Annotated in this window: 10 protein-coding genes and 1 pseudogene; 1 reads left to right on the top strand and 10 read right to left on the bottom strand. The window is 63.8% G+C overall.

The window, feature by feature from the left end; translation table 11 throughout:
* Positions 1 to 17 precede the first annotated feature (17 nt).
* The 5 genes from V1293_RS12040 to V1293_RS12060 form a co-directional block, all read right to left on the bottom strand.
* Positions 18 to 2,393 (bottom strand): efflux RND transporter permease subunit, encoded by a 2,376-nt coding sequence (locus V1293_RS12040; protein WP_334509692.1) that lies wholly within the window; start codon positions 2,391 to 2,393, stop codon positions 18 to 20.
* A gap of 378 nt (positions 2,394 to 2,771) precedes the next feature.
* The gene (gene eutC, locus V1293_RS12045) at positions 2,772 to 3,545 is read right to left on the bottom strand and encodes an ethanolamine ammonia-lyase subunit EutC (protein ID WP_334509694.1); all 774 of its coding nucleotides are present in this window, start codon (positions 3,543 to 3,545) and stop codon (positions 2,772 to 2,774) included.
* Between the two features lie 5 nt (positions 3,546 to 3,550).
* On the bottom strand, positions 3,551 to 5,140 hold the full coding sequence (locus tag V1293_RS12050) for a B12-binding domain-containing radical SAM protein (RefSeq protein ID WP_334509696.1): 1,590 nt from the start codon (positions 5,138 to 5,140) through the stop codon (positions 3,551 to 3,553).
* Between the two features lie 179 nt (positions 5,141 to 5,319).
* A complete protein-coding gene (locus tag V1293_RS12055; RefSeq protein ID WP_334509698.1) occupies positions 5,320 to 6,702 on the bottom strand; it encodes an ethanolamine ammonia-lyase subunit EutB in 1,383 nt (460 codons plus the stop codon).
* Between the two features lie 119 nt (positions 6,703 to 6,821).
* Positions 6,822 to 7,445: a hypothetical protein gene (locus tag V1293_RS12060; protein ID WP_334509700.1), complete on the bottom strand. Its 624-nt coding sequence runs from the start codon at positions 7,443 to 7,445 to the stop codon at positions 6,822 to 6,824.
* A 499-nt stretch (positions 7,446 to 7,944) separates the two neighbouring features.
* Here V1293_RS12060 and V1293_RS12065 point away from each other — a divergent pair, with 499 nt between their 5' ends.
* A complete protein-coding gene (locus V1293_RS12065; protein WP_334509702.1) occupies positions 7,945 to 9,651 on the top strand; it encodes a methyl-accepting chemotaxis protein in 1,707 nt (568 codons plus the stop codon).
* A 7-nt stretch (positions 9,652 to 9,658) separates the two neighbouring features.
* Here the strand turns inward: V1293_RS12065 and V1293_RS12070 are convergent, their stop codons facing one another.
* The 5 genes and pseudogenes from V1293_RS12070 to V1293_RS12095 all read right to left on the bottom strand — a co-directional run bounded on the left by V1293_RS12070 (position 9,659) and on the right by V1293_RS12095 (position 19,072).
* A complete protein-coding gene (locus V1293_RS12070) occupies positions 9,659 to 10,537 on the bottom strand; it encodes a transglutaminase family protein (RefSeq protein ID WP_334509704.1) in 879 nt (292 codons plus the stop codon).
* Positions 10,534 to 13,045, bottom strand: a pseudogene (locus V1293_RS12080) (circularly permuted type 2 ATP-grasp protein). The gene V1293_RS12070 and the pseudogene V1293_RS12080 overlap by 4 nt, the downstream one beginning before the upstream one ends.
* Before the next feature lie 28 nt (positions 13,046 to 13,073).
* Positions 13,074 to 16,349: a transglutaminase family protein gene (locus V1293_RS12085; protein ID WP_334509706.1), complete on the bottom strand. Its 3,276-nt coding sequence runs from the start codon at positions 16,347 to 16,349 to the stop codon at positions 13,074 to 13,076.
* A gap of 237 nt (positions 16,350 to 16,586) precedes the next feature.
* Positions 16,587 to 18,110 carry a UxaA family hydrolase gene (locus V1293_RS12090; protein WP_334509708.1) on the bottom strand — a complete coding sequence of 508 codons (1,524 nt, stop codon included), beginning with the start codon at positions 18,108 to 18,110 and terminating at the stop codon, positions 16,587 to 16,589.
* Positions 18,111 to 18,292: 182 nt separating this feature from the next.
* Complete coding sequence (locus V1293_RS12095) at positions 18,293 to 19,072, bottom strand: HpcH/HpaI aldolase family protein (protein ID WP_334509710.1); 780 nt, start codon at positions 19,070 to 19,072, stop codon at positions 18,293 to 18,295.
* Between the last annotated feature and the right edge of the window lie 4 nt (positions 19,073 to 19,076).

Consider the following 19,076-nt stretch of genomic DNA (forward strand, 5'->3'; position numbering starts at 1 on the left):
TTTTCAGTAGCGGTTTGTTACTCCGCCGGCTTGGCGTGACTGACGCCGCGGATCTTTTCCGACAGATTGATCAGGAACATCGAGGTCGGCCGCAGGATGAAAAGATCTGCCACCAGCGCTGCGATCATCGAGAACGCGCTAAGCCAGCCGAACAGCCGCAGCGACGGCAGGTCGGAGAACACGGTGACGACGAGGCCGCAGGCCAGCACCACCGTGGTCAGGATCAGCGCCGGGCCGACCAGCACGGTGGCGCGCTCGACCGCCAGCGCCGAGCCGACGCCGGGCTTGCTCTCCAGCCGCAGCCGGTTGAGGAAGTGGATGGTGGCGCTCAAGCCGAGACCGAACGACACCGTCAGCGCGACCACGCTGGCGAATTGCAGCCCCTCGCCCAATATCCACAGCACCGTGCCCGATGCCACGACAGGGAAAATGCCGGGCAGGATACAGGAGAACATCACCACGACCGATCGGAACGCCAATCCGATGAAGATCGCAACTATGAGGAATTCAATCGTCAGGCCGTGGTTGAGCTTGTCGATCATGTTGGCGCTGTTGCGCGCCGCGATCGCCGACAGGCCGGTGACCGCGATTTCGAAGCCGGGATGCTCGGCCCTCACCTTGTCGAGCGCCTTGTCGAGCTTGTCGACGACGGGAAGGATTTCGCTGGCATCGAGGTCGGGAACACGCCCCGAAACCACCACCGCATCCTGATCGGCCGAGATGAAGCGACGGACCAGATGTTCGGGGATAACGCTGACATATTGCTTCAGCGTTTCGACGTCGCTGCTGCCGGCTTTCTCGGCGAGCCAGCGGCGCAGGGTTTCGAGCGACCAGACGTTGCCGACGCCGGCCGATTTCTCGACCATGGCGTGAACTTCGGCGATCGTCTTCAACGTATCCGGCGCATAGAGCGAGGCGCCCTTGGGGAATTCGATCAGCACGTCGATCGGATTGGCGCCGGTGAGCTTGGCGTCGAGGCGGCTCGACGCCGCCACCGCCTGCCGCTTGTCCGGCACCTGATCGGCGAGCCGATAGCGCGGCTCCAGCGTGGCGTAGATGAAGCCGAGGCCGCCGACGAGCAGCAACGCGAGCAGGCTAAACAGCCCGGGGCGGCCAACCATGCGCACCGCGATCCAGTAGCAGAAGTTGCGCAGCGCCTGCACGCCCGCATCCGCGCTCTGGAACTTGACGGCAAAAATCTTCTCGTTGCGGACGAACAGTACGCCGAACACCGGTACCAGCGAGAGCACCGCGATCAGCGCGATGATGGTCGCGGCAAGTCCAGCCTCGCCGAACTTTCGGATCAGTTCGGAATCGGAGAATTGCAGGGCGATGAACGAGATGCCGGCGGTGCCGTGGGTCAGCACGCAGGCCGGGCCCACCACCAGCACGGCATTGGTGAAGGCGGTGAGCTTGTCCTGGCCCGCGATCAGGCGGTCACGCGCCGCGAACGTCAACTGCATCGAGTCGGAGAAGCTTATCACCATGATGAGCGGCGTCATCACGTTCAGGAACATGTTGAGATTGAAACCGGCCCAGCCGAGGCCGCCGAGCGCGAGCAGGATCGCGATGATCGGCGGAAAGGCCGCAACCACCATGAACGATATCTTGCGAAAGAAGATGATCGCGATGATGCAGCCGGCCAGAATGCCAAGGATGTTGTAGGTCAGCCCGTCGCGCTTGACCGCGTTGCGGATCTCGAGCTGCATGACGGGAACGCCGGAGAGCTGGGCGTTGAGACCGCTGCCCGACAAATCTTCGGCCATGATCTTGCGCATTTCGCCGACCACCTTGCCGAGATCGTTTGAGGAAACCACCTTCGGTTCCAGCGACAGCACGATCAGCGCCAGCGTGCCGTCCTCCGACAACAGCTTGCCGCGAATGATCTCGTTGGTTTTGACGGTCTCGACGAACTTGTCGTAGGCGGCGCCTTGCGGCAGCTCGGGCGGGAACAGCGCGGCCGGCAGCTTGCCGGGCTCCGGCGCCTGGCGCGCCGAAAACAGCGAGACCAGACCACGCACGCCCTCGACCAGTTGCAGGTCGGTGACCATGTCGCGGATCTTTTCGAGGTTCTCGCGGGCCATGAGCGTCTTGCCCTCGACCACGACGAGTACGTCGAATTCGGTCGCCGGGAAGCGCTTGGTCACGGCCTCGTATTGCTTGTAGTCCTTGGAATCGGAACGGAACAGCTGGCTCAGCGAGTCGTCGATCTTGATCCGCTCGATGCCGAACAGCGCAGCCACAATCAGCGCGGCGAGAACGATCATCGACAGGATCGGCGCCTTGACCGCAATGAGCCCCATTCGCTCGAGTCCGAAGGCGATGCTCTTGCCCGGCGGCGGCTCCTCGATGGCTGCGACGTGGACGCGACTTTCGGAGTTCTTGTCGAGCATACCCTGTCCAGTTCTCACGTCGGCCTGTTGTGCAGCTTGGTTTTATGCAGTTTGGTGGCGCGAATGCGGCTTTGCCAGCCCCATCCGATCGGCGCTAGCCATTGAAATCACGCGGTAAATTAATCGGCGCCGTTTTACAGGGCCGAACCCCATCCGGCAAGCGCGCGCGGCGGGGCAAATCGACACGAAGGTGACGAAAATGCGCGTTAAGTCTCTGATTTGCCACACCTGCCGGAGCCCCCGCTGGCGGTTAACGCCAACGTCGGTCGCGATGGCCCGGCGCGGCCACCTCCGGTCAATTTTTCGGGATGCGGCGCACACAAGAAAACCGCACCGGAAGTGACGCACCGCTCGGCCGCGTGTCGATCCGTTTCGGACTCAATCGATCGGCCTGGCAGCGATCAGCGCGGTTCCGCTTTCGTCCTTCAGCGCTACGCCGGTGACCTGGCGCGCGATGCCTTCGCGCACCAGCCACGCGATCTTGAAGGCGGCTTCATCGTAGCTCAGCCCCGCACCGTGGATGTTGGACACGCAATTGCGCTTCTCATCGGTGAGGCCGATGCGCGGCGCAAAGGTGAGATAGGCGCCAAGGCTGTCGGGCGCCGACAGGCCGGGCCGTTCGCCGATCAGCATCACCAGCATCCGCGCGCCGAGCACGGCGCCGATCTCGTCGCCCAGCGCCACCCGCGCGCCCGATGCGACCACGACATGCCCCAACGAGATTCCCGCCTCCGTCAGGCGCGGGGCCAGATGGCGAACCAGTTCGACGGCGTGGACATTGACGGCCGCCGGCGACAGCCCGTCGCCGATCACGACCACAATCTCGCTCGCGCTGCCGCTTTGCCTTTCCAGCGCGCGCCGCGAATCCGTATCCAGCATGCGTCCGAGATCGGGACGGCGCAGATAGTCGCGCCGGTTCTGCGCCTGGCTGGAAACCTCGCTAACCTGCAGGCCGAGGCCGGCCAATCCGGCAACCAGATGCGGCGCATCGAAAGCTGTGTGAACGGCATCGCGCGCACGCGCGTGGTCGAGCATGAAGGCAAGCAGTGCGTCGGTCGGCAGGCTCGCGCCGGAGCGGCCGAGCCCGACACGCGCCGGCGTCAGCTCCCGCAAGGCCTCAAGCGAGCGGGACGGCGGCGCCGGCGTTTTCATGGGCTTTACTCGGCAGGGACCGAGGCCTCGCGCAGCCGGATCGAATAATTCGATGCGTTCTGCCGGCCGCTGGTTGCGGCGCGCGCAAATTCGATCAGGTGATGCGCAATCGTCGCCGAGCCGATCAGCCCCTCGATATCGCCGCGACGAAGCCGTCCCAGCGCGAACTTCCAGAACACTTTTCGGTAGTCGCCGAGCACGCCGACCTGCCAGAAGATATTCCGAAGCATGATCAGGGCGCGCTTGATGTTGGCCCAGCTCTTCTGCTCGGGCGCCACCGGCACCTTGATCCGCTGCGCGTAGGTGTAGTCGCATTGATACTGGTAGCGCGCGTACAGCTTCTCCGGCTGGTAGGCGATTTCCATGCACCGCTTCCAGGAATTGATGACCTGGTCGTAGGGCATCAGGAATTCAACGTTGGAGTCGCGGCTGTCGTCGTCGTTGACCAGCCGGCCCTCGCGCTCCAACCGGTCCCAAAGCGGCGTCTTCGGCAGCGCCTGCAGCAGGTTGATCGTCAGCAGCGGAATCTGCGATTCATCGACGAACTTGAGTAGCGCGTCGGCAGTCCCCGGCTTGTCGGTATCCAGCCCCATGATGATGCCGGAGACGACCTCCATGCCGTAGGAGTTGATGGTGTGGATGCCTTCCTGGATCGGGACCATCATGTTGTGGTCCTTGTGCATCGCGTGCAGCGCGTCGGGATCGGGCGTCTCGATGCCGCAGAATACGGTGACGAACATCGCCTCGCGCATCAGCGTGAGGATTTCAGGCCGCTTGGCGATGTTGAGCGTCGCCTCGCAGGCGAGCCGCGTGATGTAGCCGGTTCGCTTCTGCCATTCGACAAGGTGCGGCAGCAGATCCAGCGCCGCCTTGCGGTTGCCGATGAAATTATCGTCGACGAAATAGATCGTGTCGGTCATGCCGCATTCGCGCAGCCTGTCCAGTTCGGCAACGATTTGCTGCGGCGTCTTCAGGCGCGGGTTGCGGCCATAGAGGCCGGGGATGTCGCAGAATTCGCACTGATAGGGGCAACCGCTCGAATACTGGATGCTGCCGAGCAGATACTTCCTCGCTTCCGCCAGCTCGTAGGCCGGAATCGGAAACTCGGTCATCGCCAACCGATCCTTGGTCGTCAACACCACCTGCTGCGCGGGGCGCGACGGGTCGCGCGCCAGACGCGCGATCAGCTCATTGGTGGCGTCGCCGAGTTCGCCGACATGGAGATAGTCGAACGAGGGATAGTAATCCGGGCACGCGCTCACCGACGGTCCGCCGATCGCCACCGCGAGGTCGAAGGCGTGCGCGCGGCGGCAGATGTCGTTCATCTGCTGGCGCTGGATGTGCATCCCGCTGACGAACACCACCTCCGCCCACTCGAAATCTTCTTTGGTGGCGGGACGAATGTTCTCGTCGATGAAGCGGACCGGCCAGTTCTCCGGGAGATAGGCCGCGATCAGCAACAGGCCCTGCGGCGGCATGAACGCCTGGACGCCATCGGTCAGGGGATAGGCGTATTCGAATGTACCAAAAGAGGAGGTATAGCGCGGGAAGACGCACAGGATACGCCGTACCGTTCCGATGCCTTCAGCTCTCATCAAAATTCCTCAAGGCTTACATGAATTTAAGCACGACATTGAAAGTTGGGCCAGAAATTCTTCAACATTGTGACACTCAATTCTAACCGGTTGTGGGTTCTAACTCTTTGTGGGTTCAATTGGTTGCAGGAAAATCTGTGGGTCGTAGGCCGCAGGGCTGCGAGCCGGCGTCCCGGCGCTCAGGCGATCAGCCGCGCGGCAAATTCGGGCAGCAGACCCGCACTGCCCGCAAGCCGGAAATCGCCGTCCGCGAGGCCCGAGCGAACCAGCCAATCGTCGAACTCCGGCGCCCGCTTCAACCCGAAGAGGTCGCGGATATACAGCGCGTCGTGGAACGAGGTCGACTGGTAGTTCAGCATGACGTCGTCGGCGCCCGGCACGCCCATGATGAAGGTGACGCCGGCGGCGGCCAGCAGCGTCAAGAGATTGTCCATGTCGTCCTGATCGGCCTCGGCATGGTTGGTGTAGCAGACGTCGACGCCGAGCGGCAGGCCGAGCAGCTTGCCGCAGAAATGATCCTCCAGGCCGGCGCGGATGATTTCCTTGCCGTCATAGAGATATTCCGGACCGATGAAGCCGACGACGCTGTTGACGAGCAGCGGATCGAACGCGCGTGCCACGGCATAGGCGCGCGCCTCGAGAGTCTGCTGGTCGACATTGTGATGGGCGTTGGCCGACAGCGCCGAGCCCTGCCCGGTCTCGAAATACATCACATTATCGCCGACCGTGCCGCGGTGGAGCGACAGCCCGGCCTCACGCGCCTCGCGCAGCAGCGCGAGATCGACGCCAAAGCTGCGGTTGGCGGCCTCCGTTCCCGCGATCGACTGGAATACCAGATCGACCGGCGCGCCCTGCCCGATCAATCCGAGCGTCGTGGTCACGTGGGTGAGTACGCAGCCCTGCGTCGGAATCTGCAGCCGCGAGATGATGCCGTCGAGCAGCCGCAGCAGTTCGCCGATCACGGCCGGATCGTCGCTGGCCGGATTGATGCCGATGCAGGCGTCGCCCGATCCCAGCAGGATGCCGTCGAGGATCGAAGCGGTAATGCCCTTGGCGTCGTCGAAGGGATGGTTGGGCTGCAGCCGCACGCTCATCCGCCCCTTCAGGCCGATGGTGTTGCGAAACGCCGACGTCACCGCGCACTTCTTCGCGATCAGGATCAGATCCTGGTTGCGCATCAGCTTGGAGACGCCGGCGGCCATTTCCGGCGTGATCCCGCGCGAGACCTTCGCCAGCGTTTCGCCGGTTGCGGCATCGGACAACAGCCAGTCGCGGAAGCCGCCGACGGTCAGCGCGGAAATCGGCGCAAAAGCCTGCGCCGCATGGGTATCGAGGATCAGCCGGGTGACCTCGTCGTCCTCGTAAGGGATCACCGCCTCGTTGAGGAATTGCTTGAGCGGCACGTCGGCGAGCACCATCCGCGCCGCGATCATTTGTTCCGCGCTTTCGGCCGCGACGCCGGCAAGCCGGTCGCCGGACCGCGGCGGCGTCGCCTTGGCGAGCAGCTCGCGCAAATCGGCGAACACATAGGAGGTGGCACCGATGATCTGACGATAGACCATGCTGACTTTCCTGCACCCGTCCCGCTCAGTTACTCCGCTATCCTATCATCACGCGCGTGACCGTGCGGAAGAGGATTTTCTTGAGGGCGGCGTGCGCTCCGGCCGACCCGCCTCTCTGCTCAGTTCAGCGTAGCGTAGTAGCGAGCGAAAAAGCTTAGCTCATAAACGAACGCGGCGAACACGAACAGCGCATGGAACCTGGGATTACGCGTTGTCGCGGCCACCGCGCACAACAGTATGAATATTCCGATCCGCGGCAGATATTCCAGTCCCAGCGATTGCAAATGGGCGTCGCCCTTTATCAAGGTGTCGACCACATCGAGCGCTTCTGTCAGGGCCACAAAGCCAAAGAACCAGCGGCGGCGGGAGAGAAAGTAATCCTGGTAACCCTGATATTCGTCGAGATCCTGAGGGAAAAGCAGGGCGCTCAGGAAATAATACATCGACGCGTAAACGCAGACGAAGATGTAAAGGGCAAACGTCCAGTGCTGGACGAAGCTCAGCCGAAACTCCCACCACCAGAACGTGACCACGTTCAGAAGCGCCCAGGCGACCCAGCCCAGATGAACAGACCAGGTCGGGGAACGGCCGGGATGCTGGATCAATGCCGCGACGCCGCTGACCAGCCGCGTGATGCTGAGCCCGAGGATGATGGCGATCAGTACGCGGACGTGAAGATAGAGGTCGACGTTGCCCGGCAAGGCAGCACTTTGAGCCATTAAGTCCCCGTTCTCGCGCATCATCAAACCCGCGCTGCGCCTTCAACGGGCGTCCCGCGACGATTCCGGCGATGGCCTTCAGGATTGCGCGCTTGCCGCCCGGGCAAGACGAAATCGACACGTTCCGTCCTCGTGCTCTCTGTCTAGCTTGATTCGATCCACAATTGGATTGCCAACGCCGGCTGCCTTCGGGAGAAGATTCCCGATTGCCAGCGGCAGGCGGGCGCGGCGCCTGGGTCGGCCCCTAAAATAGAACGACCTCCAATTGCACAGGCATACCAGAGCCCGTTACAGTCGCGGGAGGCTGCCGAATTTTCCCGGCGCCGTAACTTGCCGCAACTTAGTAATCATCTGAAATTACTCGATTATCTCGACAAAGTTGCAGTTCCATGAGTTTCGCGCGTTAAGACAATCTCCATCAAAATTCAGCACACTTTGCCTATGCCGAAGGCAATCGCTGGAAACCATTCCGGCGTGCCGATGTGGCTGAATTGTAAATCCCGTACTTATTTTTGGTGGCACCATGGCATCCCGGTTTTCGCTAGCAGCCAAGTTGTACTCGATCTTCGCGCTGTTCGCCCTGCTCGTCGCCGCCATCACCGTCTTGTCCGACTACAACACCCGCCAGAATGCCGAGCTAACCGAAGCGGTCTCGACCGCCAGCCGCGCCGCGCTCAACGTCGAGCGCATCAATTCGCTGGTCTATGCGGTCGTGATGGAATCCCGCGGCGTCTACATGTCGACCGAGCCTGCCGTCGTGAAGAAATACGGCGACGGGCTGCTGAAGTTCAACGAACGCATTCTCGAGGTCGTCAAGAACTGGCAGTCGCTGGTGCAAGCTGACGATGCCCAGCAGTTCGCCATCTTCAAGAAGCGCATCGAGCAGTTCGTCGACTTCCGCAAGGAGCTGGTTCGCCGCGGCGTCGAGATCAACGGGGCTGCGGGCCGCGAATGGGGCGACAACGATGCCAACCGCCAGGTGCGCACCGCGCTGAACAAGGATCTGGAAGCCCTTTCCAAGGTCTATGCCGAACGCAGCAAGCGGCTGGCGCAGCAGACCGATACCAACCACACGATGGCCTTTGTGCTGACCTGCCTCGGCGTCATGGCGCTGGCGGTGGTTGTTATCGGCGTGCTGATCATCGCCCGCTCGATCGCGCGGCCGCTTTCGGTGATCACCGCGACCATCAAGCAGGTCGCCGACGGCGCGGAAGGCGTCGAGGTGCCGCACACCGGCCGCTCCGACGAAATCGGCGCACTCGCCCGTGCGATCAAGATTTTCCAGGAAGCGATGGATCGCAACCGCAACCTCAATTCGCAGGTGGTAGAGGATTCAAAAGCGCGCGACGAGCGCACCCGCCACATCGAAGCCTCGGTCGACGCCTTCCGGGAAGCAATCGGCGGCGTGCTGCGCGCGGTCACCGACAATGCGACCTCGATGCGCGGCACCGCACAGACCATCGCCAGCGTGTCATCCGACGCCAGCGGACGCGCCGTTGCCGCCTCCAGCGCCACCGAGCAGGCTTCCAGCAACGTTTCCGCCGTCGCCAGCGCAGCCGAAGAGCTCTCAGCCTCGGTCGAGGAAATCGGCCGCCAGGTGCGGCAATCGGCCAGCGCCGTCGAGCAGGCGGGCCAGCGCACCGAGAAATCGGTCGCCGAAATCGAAGGGCTTGCCGCCGCGACCCAGCGCATCGACGGCGTGCTCAGCCTGATCCAGGCGATCGCCGAGCAGACCAATCTGCTGGCGCTCAACGCGACGATCGAGGCCGCACGCGCCGGCGACGCCGGCCGCGGCTTCGCCGTGGTCGCTCATGAGGTCAAGGCGCTCGCCGAGCAGACCGCCAAGGCGACCGCCGAAATCGGCCAGAACGTCGGCTTGATCCAGACGTCGACCAAAACCTCCGTCGAAGCAGTTCGCGAGATCGGCAACGCCGTGCGCGACATCAACGAGGTGACTTCCATCATCGCCAGCGCGATCGAGCAGCAGGATTCGGCGACCCGCGAGATATCGTCGAACGCGCAATTGGCGGCGCAGGGCAACGGCACGCTGGTGGTCAATATCGGCTCGCTCAGCGACGCCATCGGCACGACCAGCACGGCCGCGGCGTCCGTCCTCACCGCATCCAGCGAACTGACGGCTACCGCCGAGACGCTGTCCCGCGAGGTCGAAAAGTTCTTCCGCAACCTGCGCGCGGATTCGTCCGAACAAGCGCGCAGGACCGGGACCTGATCGAGCCTCAGTCCACCGGGATCACGTCCACGGCCACGCCAAGCTTCTGCTTGCGCGAGCCGACAATGATGCCGTCGACCGGCGAGACATCGGAGAAGTCGCGCCCGATTGCCAGAATGATGTGATCGTTCTCGATCATGATGTCGTTGGTCGGATCGAACCCGACCCAGCCGAGTTCGGCGCCGCACCAGACCGACACCCAGGCATGGGTGGCGTCGGCGCCCTGCAGGCGCGGCTGCCCGGGCGGCGGAACGGTGCGCAAGTAACCGCTGACATAGGCCGCGGGCAGACCCAGCCCGCGCAAACCCGCAATCATCACATGGGCAAAATCCTGGCACACGCCGTGGCGCTTCTCGAACACCTCCCGGAGCGGCGTCGAGATCACCGTGGCCTTCGGGTCGTACCTGAAATCGTTGCGGATGCGGCGCATCAAATCGGCCGCACCTGAAAGAATGCCGCCGCCCGGCGCGAAACTCGCTACCGCATAGGCGGTGACCGACGCCTGCACCGGCACCAGCGCGCTGGCAAAGACATAGCCGACCGGCGAAGCAGGGCCGAGACTGGCGGCCTCGAACGCCACGTCGCGGATATCCTCCCATGACGGGCTAGGCGCGGCGCGGTCGAACGCCTTGCGTGACACCGAAACGCGCGAGCGGGAATCGATCCGCAAATTGCGATGCGCGGTTTCGATCAAAATGCTCTCGGTATGGGTACCGAAAAAATCGCGCCGCACGGTGCGGTCCGCAGGCCGCGGCCGGATCTCGACCGAATGAGAGATCAATTGCTGCCCGTCTCCGCTCCGAGGCTCCAGCCGCAGCGAGCACCGCGCAAAATTCACCGGGCTTTCGTAACTATAGCTCGTGACGTGACGGATGTCGTAGATCACGCGAGGCCCGTGAGCTTCTCCGGCCGGCTCGCATTGGGTCCGTGCGGAAAGTAATGCAGGCCGATGGCGTCGGCGAGGTTGAGCAGGTCCTGCTCCAGCGCGAACAGGGTTTTGACGTCCAACGCAGCCGCTTCCGACGTCGTCAGCGTCGCCTGCAACGCCACCGCCAGCCGCTGCGGCCGCTCGATCAGGCCGTGCTCCTTCAGGCTCGGGAGGGCGGCGATGTGGTCGTTGAGGGCGGCGACCTGAAACGCCACCGAGCGCGGATTATAGGGATCGAGCACCGCAAGATCGCGCACCGGCGCCAGCGCCGGGCCGACCAGATAGCGCGAACGATAGGTGATCTGACAATCGACCAGCGTCAGCAGCACATCGAGGTCTTCCTCGCCGGCTTCGTCATAGGCGAACTGCCGCGCGAACCGCGCGGTGTTGATGGCGCGCTCGACACGGCGGCCCATGTCGAGGAAGCGCCAGCCGGCGGCGCGATTCATGTTTTCCTGCGCCAAGCCTGCAAGGCTTGCCAGTTCCTGCAACGTCAGTTCGGCGGCGCTGACGACGCTGTCGTCGTCGTCGACCTGCAAGGCGAGACGCTCCACCATCTCGGTGATGATCTGCCAGGCGTCGGGCGGAAAGCCGCTCGCGCAACGAACTCGCGGTACGCTGCGCCGATTTTGCCAGTGACAGGGCCGAGCCGAATTTGTCCGGGCTCTGCAGCGCCTCGGCGACCACCCTTGCGGGGTTGGTCCGCGTCGCCTGCGAGGTCGCGCCCCAGGTCACCAGAAGCCGCTGGATGCGCTCGACCGAGGGCAGCGCGGTCGACGATCCCTTGGCAGGGTCGCGCATCGGCGCGCCGAGCGCGCGGATCAGCCGCAGCGTCGCCTCGGCGCGCTCGAGATAGCGGCCGAGCCAGAACAGATTGTCCGCGGCCCGGCTGGGCACCACGCCCGCGATCCGCCTGATGCGCACGGTGTCGACTCCAGGCAGCAGCGTCGAAGCCGATACCGCCTTGTCGGACACCACCCAGACATCCGCCGATCGCGCGCCATCGCCCATCGATACTGCACGGGCATCGGGCTCGTCAGCGATCCGGCAGAAGCCGCCGGGCAGAATGGTCCAGCCCTGGGGCGTTGCCGCGGCAAACACCCGCAGTACGAACGGACGCGGCGTGATCCGGCCCTGCTCCCACACCGGCGTCGTCGACAGCCGCACCAGTTCCTGGCCGACATAATCAATGCCGCGATCGGTGATCGCCTGCCTGAGCCGGTCGCGTTCGGCGGGCTCCAACTCGCCCGCGAGCACGGGGCCATGACTGGAAAACCCAGGAACGGCCCGGCCGTAAGCGCCCTCGATCGCAAAATCTTCGAGCCGCGACAACACTTCCTCGCGCGCGGCTTTCTGCCCGCACCACCATGTCGCGATGTGCGGCATGATCGGATTCTCACCGAGCAGCCGCCGGCACAGGCTCGGCAGGAACCCGAGCAGCGCCCTCGCCTCCAATACGCCGGAGCCCGGCATGTTGGCGACGACGACGCCGTTCTTGCGCAGCACGTCGACCAGGCCGGGCACGCCGAGATGCGACGACGCATCGAGTTCGAGCGGGTCGAGAAAATTCGAATCGACCCGGCGCAGCAGCACGTCGAGCCGCTTCAGGCCGGCGACGGTGCGGATGTAGATGCGGTCGCCGCTGACGGCGAGATCGTCGCCCTCGACCAGGAGAAAGCCGAGATAACGCGCCAGGGTGGCGTGTTCGAAATAGGTCTCGCTGAAGGCGCCCGGCGTCAGCAACCCGATCCGCGGCTCGTCGCGGTCGGCGCTGGCGCGCAGTGAATCCCGGAATGCCTCGAAGAACGGCGCCACGCGCTCGACATTCATCGACTTGTAGAGGTTGGAAAAGGCGCGCGACAGCACCAGGCGATTTTCCAGCGCGTAGCCCGCACCGGACGGCGCCTGTGTGCGGTCGTTGAGCACCCACCAGCGCCCATCGGGGCCGCGGCCGACATCGGCCGCATAGAAATGCAAATAACGGTTGCCCGGCGGTTTGACGCCGCAAACCGCGCGCAGATATTCGTTGCTGCCGGCAATCGCAGCCGCGGGCACCGCGCCATCGGTGACCAGCCGGCCCTCGCCATAGAGATCGCGCAGCACCATTTCGAACAATTGGGCGCGTTGGGCGATGCCCGCGGTCAGTTGCTGCCAATCGGCCTCGTCGATGATGAGCGGCAAATGGCTGAGCGGCCAAAGTCGGTCGGCGGTCTCGCCGGGCGCGCGATAGGTGACGCCGGCCTCGCGCAGATGCCGGTCGGCGGAGGCGAAGCGGCGCTCGATATCGGCTGGCGACAATGCGGCGAAGGCATCGAAGAAACGGCTCCACGCCGCACGGGGTGCGCCGTCCTGACCGATATATTCGTCAGGGATTCCGGGCAGCCGCGCATAGTCGCGCGTCCATTGCGCGATCCGGCGCTGGCCCGGACGGGCCTTGCTTTCCTGATTGCTGCCTTGGTCTGCCATTCCGATTCCCCGAGAGCGCCGCTCCCGATTAGATCAGGAGCGGCGTCCTCAAGTCGAGCGTCAAAGGGAATTCATTTGTGCGTTCCTCGGGCGCAGGCTCGATCCTGCCCGGGGTGTGACCGTGGTCCTGAAACCGGGCCAGCCGCCGGGCTTCCGCCTCATAGGAATTGACCGGCTTGGTATCGTAACTGCGCCCGCCGGGATGGGCGACATGGTAGACGCAGCCGCCGAGCGAGCGGCCGTTCCAGGTATCAATCAAGTCAAATGTCAGCGGTGCGTGAACCGGAATGGTCGGATGCAGGCCCGAGGCCGGCTGCCAGGCCTTGAAACGGACGGCGGCAACGGCCTCTCCGGAACGCCCCGTCGGCGTCATCGGCATCCGCCGGCCGTTGCAGGTCACGACATGGCGTCCCTCGACGAAGCCGGTTGCCTTGACCTGCAGGCGTTCCACCGAGGAATCGACATAGCGCACGGTGCCGCCGGCCGAACCCTCTTCGCCGAGCACATGCCAGGGCTCCAGCGCCTGACGCAATTCCAGCGCGACGCCGCCATGATGGACGCGGCCGAACACCGGAAAACGAAACTCGAGCTGCGCCGAATACCATTCCGGCGAGAACTCGTAGCCGGATTGCCTGAGTTCATCGAGCACACCAAGAAAATCCTCCCAGAGGAAATGCGGCAGCATGAAGCGATCGTGCAGCGCGGTGCCCCAGCGCACGAACTTGCCCTGTTGCGGTTCTCGCCACAGCTTTGCGATCAGCGCACGGATCAACAATTGCTGCGCCAGCGACATCCGCGGATCGGGCGGCATTTCGAGCGCGCGGAATTCGACCAGCCCGAGGCGGCCGGTCGGCCCATCGGGCGAATAGAGCTTGTCGATGCAGATTTCGGCACGGTGGGTATTGCCGGTGATGTCGACCAGGATATGCCGGAACAGTCGATCGACCAGCCACAACGGGGCCTCGATATCGGGCGGCGGCACATGGGCCAGCGCGATTTCCAGTTCATAGAGCCCGTCATGCCGCGCCTCGTCGATGCGCGGGGCCTGGCTGGTCGGGCCGATGAACATGCCGGAGAACAGATAGGACAGCGACGGATGGCGCTGCCAGTACAGAACGAGACTCTTTAGCAAGTCGGGGCGGCGCAGGAACGGCGAATCCTGCGGCGTCGAGCCGCCGACCACGACATGATTGCCGCCGCCGGTGCCGGTGTGGCGGCCATCGACCAGAAAACGGTTGGCGCCGAGCCGGACTTTTGCGGCGTCTTCATACAGGCCAAAGGTGATATCGACCGCCTCGCGCCAGTTTTGCGCCGGCTGGACGTTGATTTCGATGACACCGGGATCGGGCGTCACCTTGATCACCTCGACACGCGGATCGTAGGGCGGCCCGTAGCCCTCGACATGAACCGGGACCTGCAGTTCCTCGGCGGTCGCCTCCACCGCCGCGATCAGTTCGAGATAGTCTTCGACCTTTTCGACCGGCGGCATGAAGACACACAACACGCCGTCGCGGATTTCGACCGACGCCGCCGTGCGTACCGGCTTGGGCTTCGGTTGCGGCTTCGGTGCTACTTTCGAAGGCACGCCTTCTGCCGCAGCGTCCTTGTCCTCGACGGCCAATTCGAGCCGCGGCTCCATCGGATCCTGCTCGACGACATAAGGGTATTCTTCCGGCGGGACATGCGGCAGCGACGACATCGGCAGCCGCAGACCGAGCGGAGAATCGCCCGGTATCAGGAACAGATGGCCGCGCCGAAGCTGCCAGCATTCGCTCATCCAGCCGGAAGCGTCCGCGCCCGCGTGCTGAACCGGCAGCACGAATCCCTTGGGCTTGTTCAACCCCTCGTCGAACACCCGCGCCATGCGTGAGCGCTCTTCCGCGTCGGCCAGCCTGGAGTCGCTGGGATCGACATTGACCGGCAGCCCGGCTTCCTTCTGCAACCAGTGCGCAGGATCTTCATATGCCGGGATGACATAGCCGACACCGAGACCTAGCCGCCTCGCAGTGCCTTCCATGAACGCCTTCGCGTCTTCGATTGTCGACTTGCGCGGGCTGTCGATCTTCGCGATCAGCTCGGCGTTTTTCCAGATCGGCACGCCGTCCTTGCGCCAATAGAGACCGAAGGCCCAGCGCGGCAGGCTTTCGCCCGGATACCATTTGCCCTGCCCGTAATGTAACAGCCCGCCCGGCGCGAAACGCGCATGCAGCTTGCGGATCAGCTCGTCCGCCAGCGCCTGCTTGGTCGGGCCGATGGCGGCGATGTTCCATTCCGCTGATTCCAGATCGTCGACGGAGACGAAGGTCGGCTCGCCGCCCATGGTTAGCCGCACGTCGTCGCGGCTGAGATCGGCGTCGACCTGTTCGCCGAGCGCATCGAGGCGCCCCCAGGATTCATCGGAGAACGGCCGGGTGATCCGCGGCGCCTCGCGGATGCGCCGGACACTCATCTCGAAACCGAATTCGACATTGGCAAAGCCGGCGCTACCCGAGATCGGCGCTGCCGATCGGTAGTGGGGCGTGGCGGCGACGGGGATGTGCCCCTCGCCCGTCAGCATGCCCGAGGTGACGTCGAACCCGATCCAGCCCGCGCCGGGAAGATAGACCTCGGCCCAGGCGTGCAGATCGGTAAAATCGCTTTCGACCTCGCGCGGGCCCTCGACCGGGTCAATGTCGGGACGCAATTGCATGAGATAGCCGGAGACGAAGCGCGCCGCGAGGCCGAGATGCCGGAAGATATGGATCAACAGCCATGCCGAGTCGCGGCACGAGCCGAAGCCGGAAGCCAGCGTCTCCTCCGGCGTCTGAATGCCCGGCTCCATCCGGATGACGTAGCTGATCTTCTTCTGCAGTTGCGCGTTGAGCTCGACCAGGAAGTTGACGGTGCTGTCGGCCTCGCGCGGAATCTCCTTCAAGTAAGCCGCGAACAGCGGCCCCTGCTCTGAGGTGGCGAGATACGGCGCAAGCTCGGTCTTCAGATCGTTGGTGTACTGAAACGGAAAAGAGGTGGCGTAACTCTCGACAAAGAAATCGAACGGATTGACGACTGTCATCTGCGCGGTGAAGTCGACTTCGATCTTCAGCTCAGACGTCTTCTCCGGAAACACGAATCGCGCCAGCCAGTTGCCTTGCGGATCCTGCTGCCAGTTCACGAAATGATTTGTTGGCGTGACCTTGAGCGAATAGCTCAGGATCGGCGTGCGCGTATGCGGCGCCGGGCGCAGGCGAACGGTTTGCGGGCCGAGATCGATCGGTCGGTCATATTTGTAGTGCGTGACGTGGTGTAGTGCGACGAAGATCGACACGGACCGGAGACTCCAGCGGCTTTTTTAAGCAGAACACCGGTTCCGGGTGGGATCAAGCATTAACAACGGGCACGGTGTGCCTACGGGAAGTGCGGAACGCAGTCGTCCCTGCGAACGCAGGGACCCATACCGCGTGATCTATCGGGAAGGCAGTTTGGTCGACACTTCCCGCAATAACAAAGGCCGGTGGTTATGGGCCCCTGCGTTCGCAGGGGCGACGCGAGAGGAGTGCGAGAACTACATCGTCGCCCCAAGCACCCAGGGCGCGAACTCGGCGCCGCCGAAATCAAAACTCTCGCTCTTGGTCGGCTGTCCGGATGCCGTTTTCAGCATCAGCTCAAAAATGCGCTGGCCGCATTGCTGCACGGTTTCCTCGCCGTCGAGGATGGTGCCGCAATTGACGTCCATGTCGTCTTCCATTTTCTTGTACATCGGCGTGTTGGTCGCAAGCTTGATCGATGGCGCGGGCTTGCAGCCGAACACGCTGCCGCGGCCCGTGGTGAAGCAGACGAGATTGGCGCCGCCGGCCACTTGGCCCGTGGCCGCCACCGGGTCGTAGCCGGGCGTGTCCATGAAGACAAAACCCTTCTTGGTGATGGGTTCGGCGTAATTGAGCACGTCGACCAGATTGGTGCTGCCGGCCTTGGCCATCGCGCCCAATGATTTTTCCAGGATCGTGGTCAGGCCGCCGGCCTTGTTGCCCGGACTCGGATTGGCGTTCATCTCGGCGCCCTCGCGCCTGGTGTATTCCTCCCACCAGCGCATCAGCCCGACGAGCTTTTCGCCGACTTCGCGGCTGACCGCGCGGCGCGTCAACAGATGCTCGGCGCCGTAGGTCTCCGGAGTTTCCGAGAGGATCACCGTGCCACCGTGGGCAACCAGGAGATCGCTCGCCGCACCCAAGGCCGGATTGGCCGATACGCCGGAGTAACCGTCGGAGCCGCCGCATTGCAGCGCCACCGTCAACTCGCTGGCCGGCACCGGCTCGCGCTTTACTTTATTGGCGTCGGTCAGCGCCTCCTTCACGAAGGCGATCCCGGCCTCGACCGTCTTGCGGGTGCCGCCGACTTCCTGGATGTCCATCGCGCGCAAGCGGCCAGCGAGTTTCTGTTCCTGCATCAGGCCGCCGATCTGGTTGACCTCGCAGCCGAGGCCCAGCACGACGACGGCGGAGAAATTCACATGCCGCGCGTAACCGCCGAGCGTCCGGCGCAGCAGCGCCAGCGGCTCGTCCTGCGTCATGCCGCAGCCGGTCTTGTGGGTCAGCGCCACTACGCCGTCGACATTCGGGAAATCGGCCAGCGGGTTATCGCCGGTAAATGGATTCTTCTTGAACATGTCGGCGACGATGCCGGCGACATGGGCGCTGCAATTCACCGAGGTGAGGATGCCGATATAGTTGCGCGTCGCCACCCGCCCGTCGGCGCGGCGGATGCCGTCGAAGGTTGCCGGCAGATCGAAATTCGGCACCGGCTTGACGTCGACGCCGAACGCATAATCCTTGGCGAAATCGCCCATGCCGCAGTTTTGTGTATGAACGTGCTGGCCCGGCGCGATCGGCGCGGTGGCAAAGCCGATGATCTGGCCGTAGCGGCGCACCGGCTCGCCCACGGCAATCGGTTTGATCGCAACCTTATGACCGGCCGGGATCCGCTCGGTTGTAGTCACGCCGTCCGCCACCACCATGCCCGGCGGCAGGCTCGCGCGCGCGATCAAGACGCCGTCGTCGGGGTGCAGGCGGATGACGGGGGCCGGGGTCATTTGGGTGTCTCCTTGGTTCGCTCACCTCTCCCCGTCCTTTACGGGGAGAGGTCGAATTCTCGCAACGCGAGAATTCGGGTGAGGGGCATGGCACAATGTCAAACGCTAACACAGCATTCGCGGATAGAGGCCCTTCACCCCGCCCTCTCCCCGCAAGAGCGGGGCGAGGGAGAAGTAAGAGCTTACGCCTTCCCGGCCGAATCCTTGCGGGTCTGGTTCACCTGCATCCTGGCGTAGGTCGACATCAGCCCGACTTCGTTCGAGAGCGTCACGAGCTTGAAGCCCATGTTGATGGCGCGCACCGCGCCTTCGGCGCCGGAACAGTGGATGCCGGGATTGAGGCCGCGCTTGCCGCATTCCTTGACGATCTTCTCATAGATCTTGAGGATTTCCGGCTCGTCGCGGTCGAGCTTCGGCACCAGGCCGTAGGAGAAGCCGAGATCGGACGGGCCGATATAGACGCCGTCGATGCCTTCGACGTCGAGGATCGCTTCCATGTTCTCGACCGCGGTCCTGGTCTCCATCATCGGCAGCAGCACGATCTCATCGTTCGCCGTCTGCTGATAGGTGCCGGCCGAGCCGTACATGCCGGCGCGGATCGGACCGTTGGAGCGGACGCCCTTCGGCGGATATTTGGCGTAGGAGACGAGGTTCTTGGCTTCCTGCGGGGTGTTGACCATCGGGCAAATCACGCCATAGGCGCCGCCGTCAAGCACCTTGCCGATGATGCCGGGCTCGTTCCAGGGCACGCGGACCATCGGGGTCACGGGATGGGCGTGCATCGACTGGAAGCATTGCACCATCGACAGATAATCCTGCACGCCGTGCTGCATGTCGACGGTGACGCTGTCGAAGCCGCATTGCGCGATCACTTCGGCAGAGAAGCCGGATGGAATCGCGAGCCACGCGTTTACCACGGCCTTGCCGGAGGCCCATGCTTTCTTGACGTTGTTGGTAGCCATTGAT

This window comes from Bradyrhizobium sp. AZCC 1693 (genome assembly GCF_036924745.1).
Taxonomy (GTDB): Bacteria; Pseudomonadota; Alphaproteobacteria; order Rhizobiales; family Xanthobacteraceae; genus Bradyrhizobium.

Coding starts and splice junctions, on each gene's coding strand:
- eutC (WP_334509694.1), bottom strand. CDS start 3,545: ATGAAAACGCCGGCGCCGCCGTCCCGCTCGCTTGAGGCCTTGCGGGAG.
- V1293_RS12040 (WP_334509692.1), bottom strand. CDS start 2,393: ATGCTCGACAAGAACTCCGAAAGTCGCGTCCACGTCGCAGCCATCGAG.
- V1293_RS12095 (WP_334509710.1), bottom strand. CDS start 19,072: ATGGCTACCAACAACGTCAAGAAAGCATGGGCCTCCGGCAAGGCCGTG.
- V1293_RS12090 (WP_334509708.1), bottom strand. CDS start 18,110: ATGACCCCGGCCCCCGTCATCCGCCTGCACCCCGACGACGGCGTCTTG.
- V1293_RS12055 (WP_334509698.1), bottom strand. CDS start 6,702: ATGGTCTATCGTCAGATCATCGGTGCCACCTCCTATGTGTTCGCCGAT.
- V1293_RS12050 (WP_334509696.1), bottom strand. CDS start 5,140: ATGAGAGCTGAAGGCATCGGAACGGTACGGCGTATCCTGTGCGTCTTC.
- V1293_RS12065 (WP_334509702.1), top strand. CDS start 7,945: ATGGCATCCCGGTTTTCGCTAGCAGCCAAGTTGTACTCGATCTTCGCG.
- V1293_RS12060 (WP_334509700.1), bottom strand. CDS start 7,445: ATGATGCGCGAGAACGGGGACTTAATGGCTCAAAGTGCTGCCTTGCCG.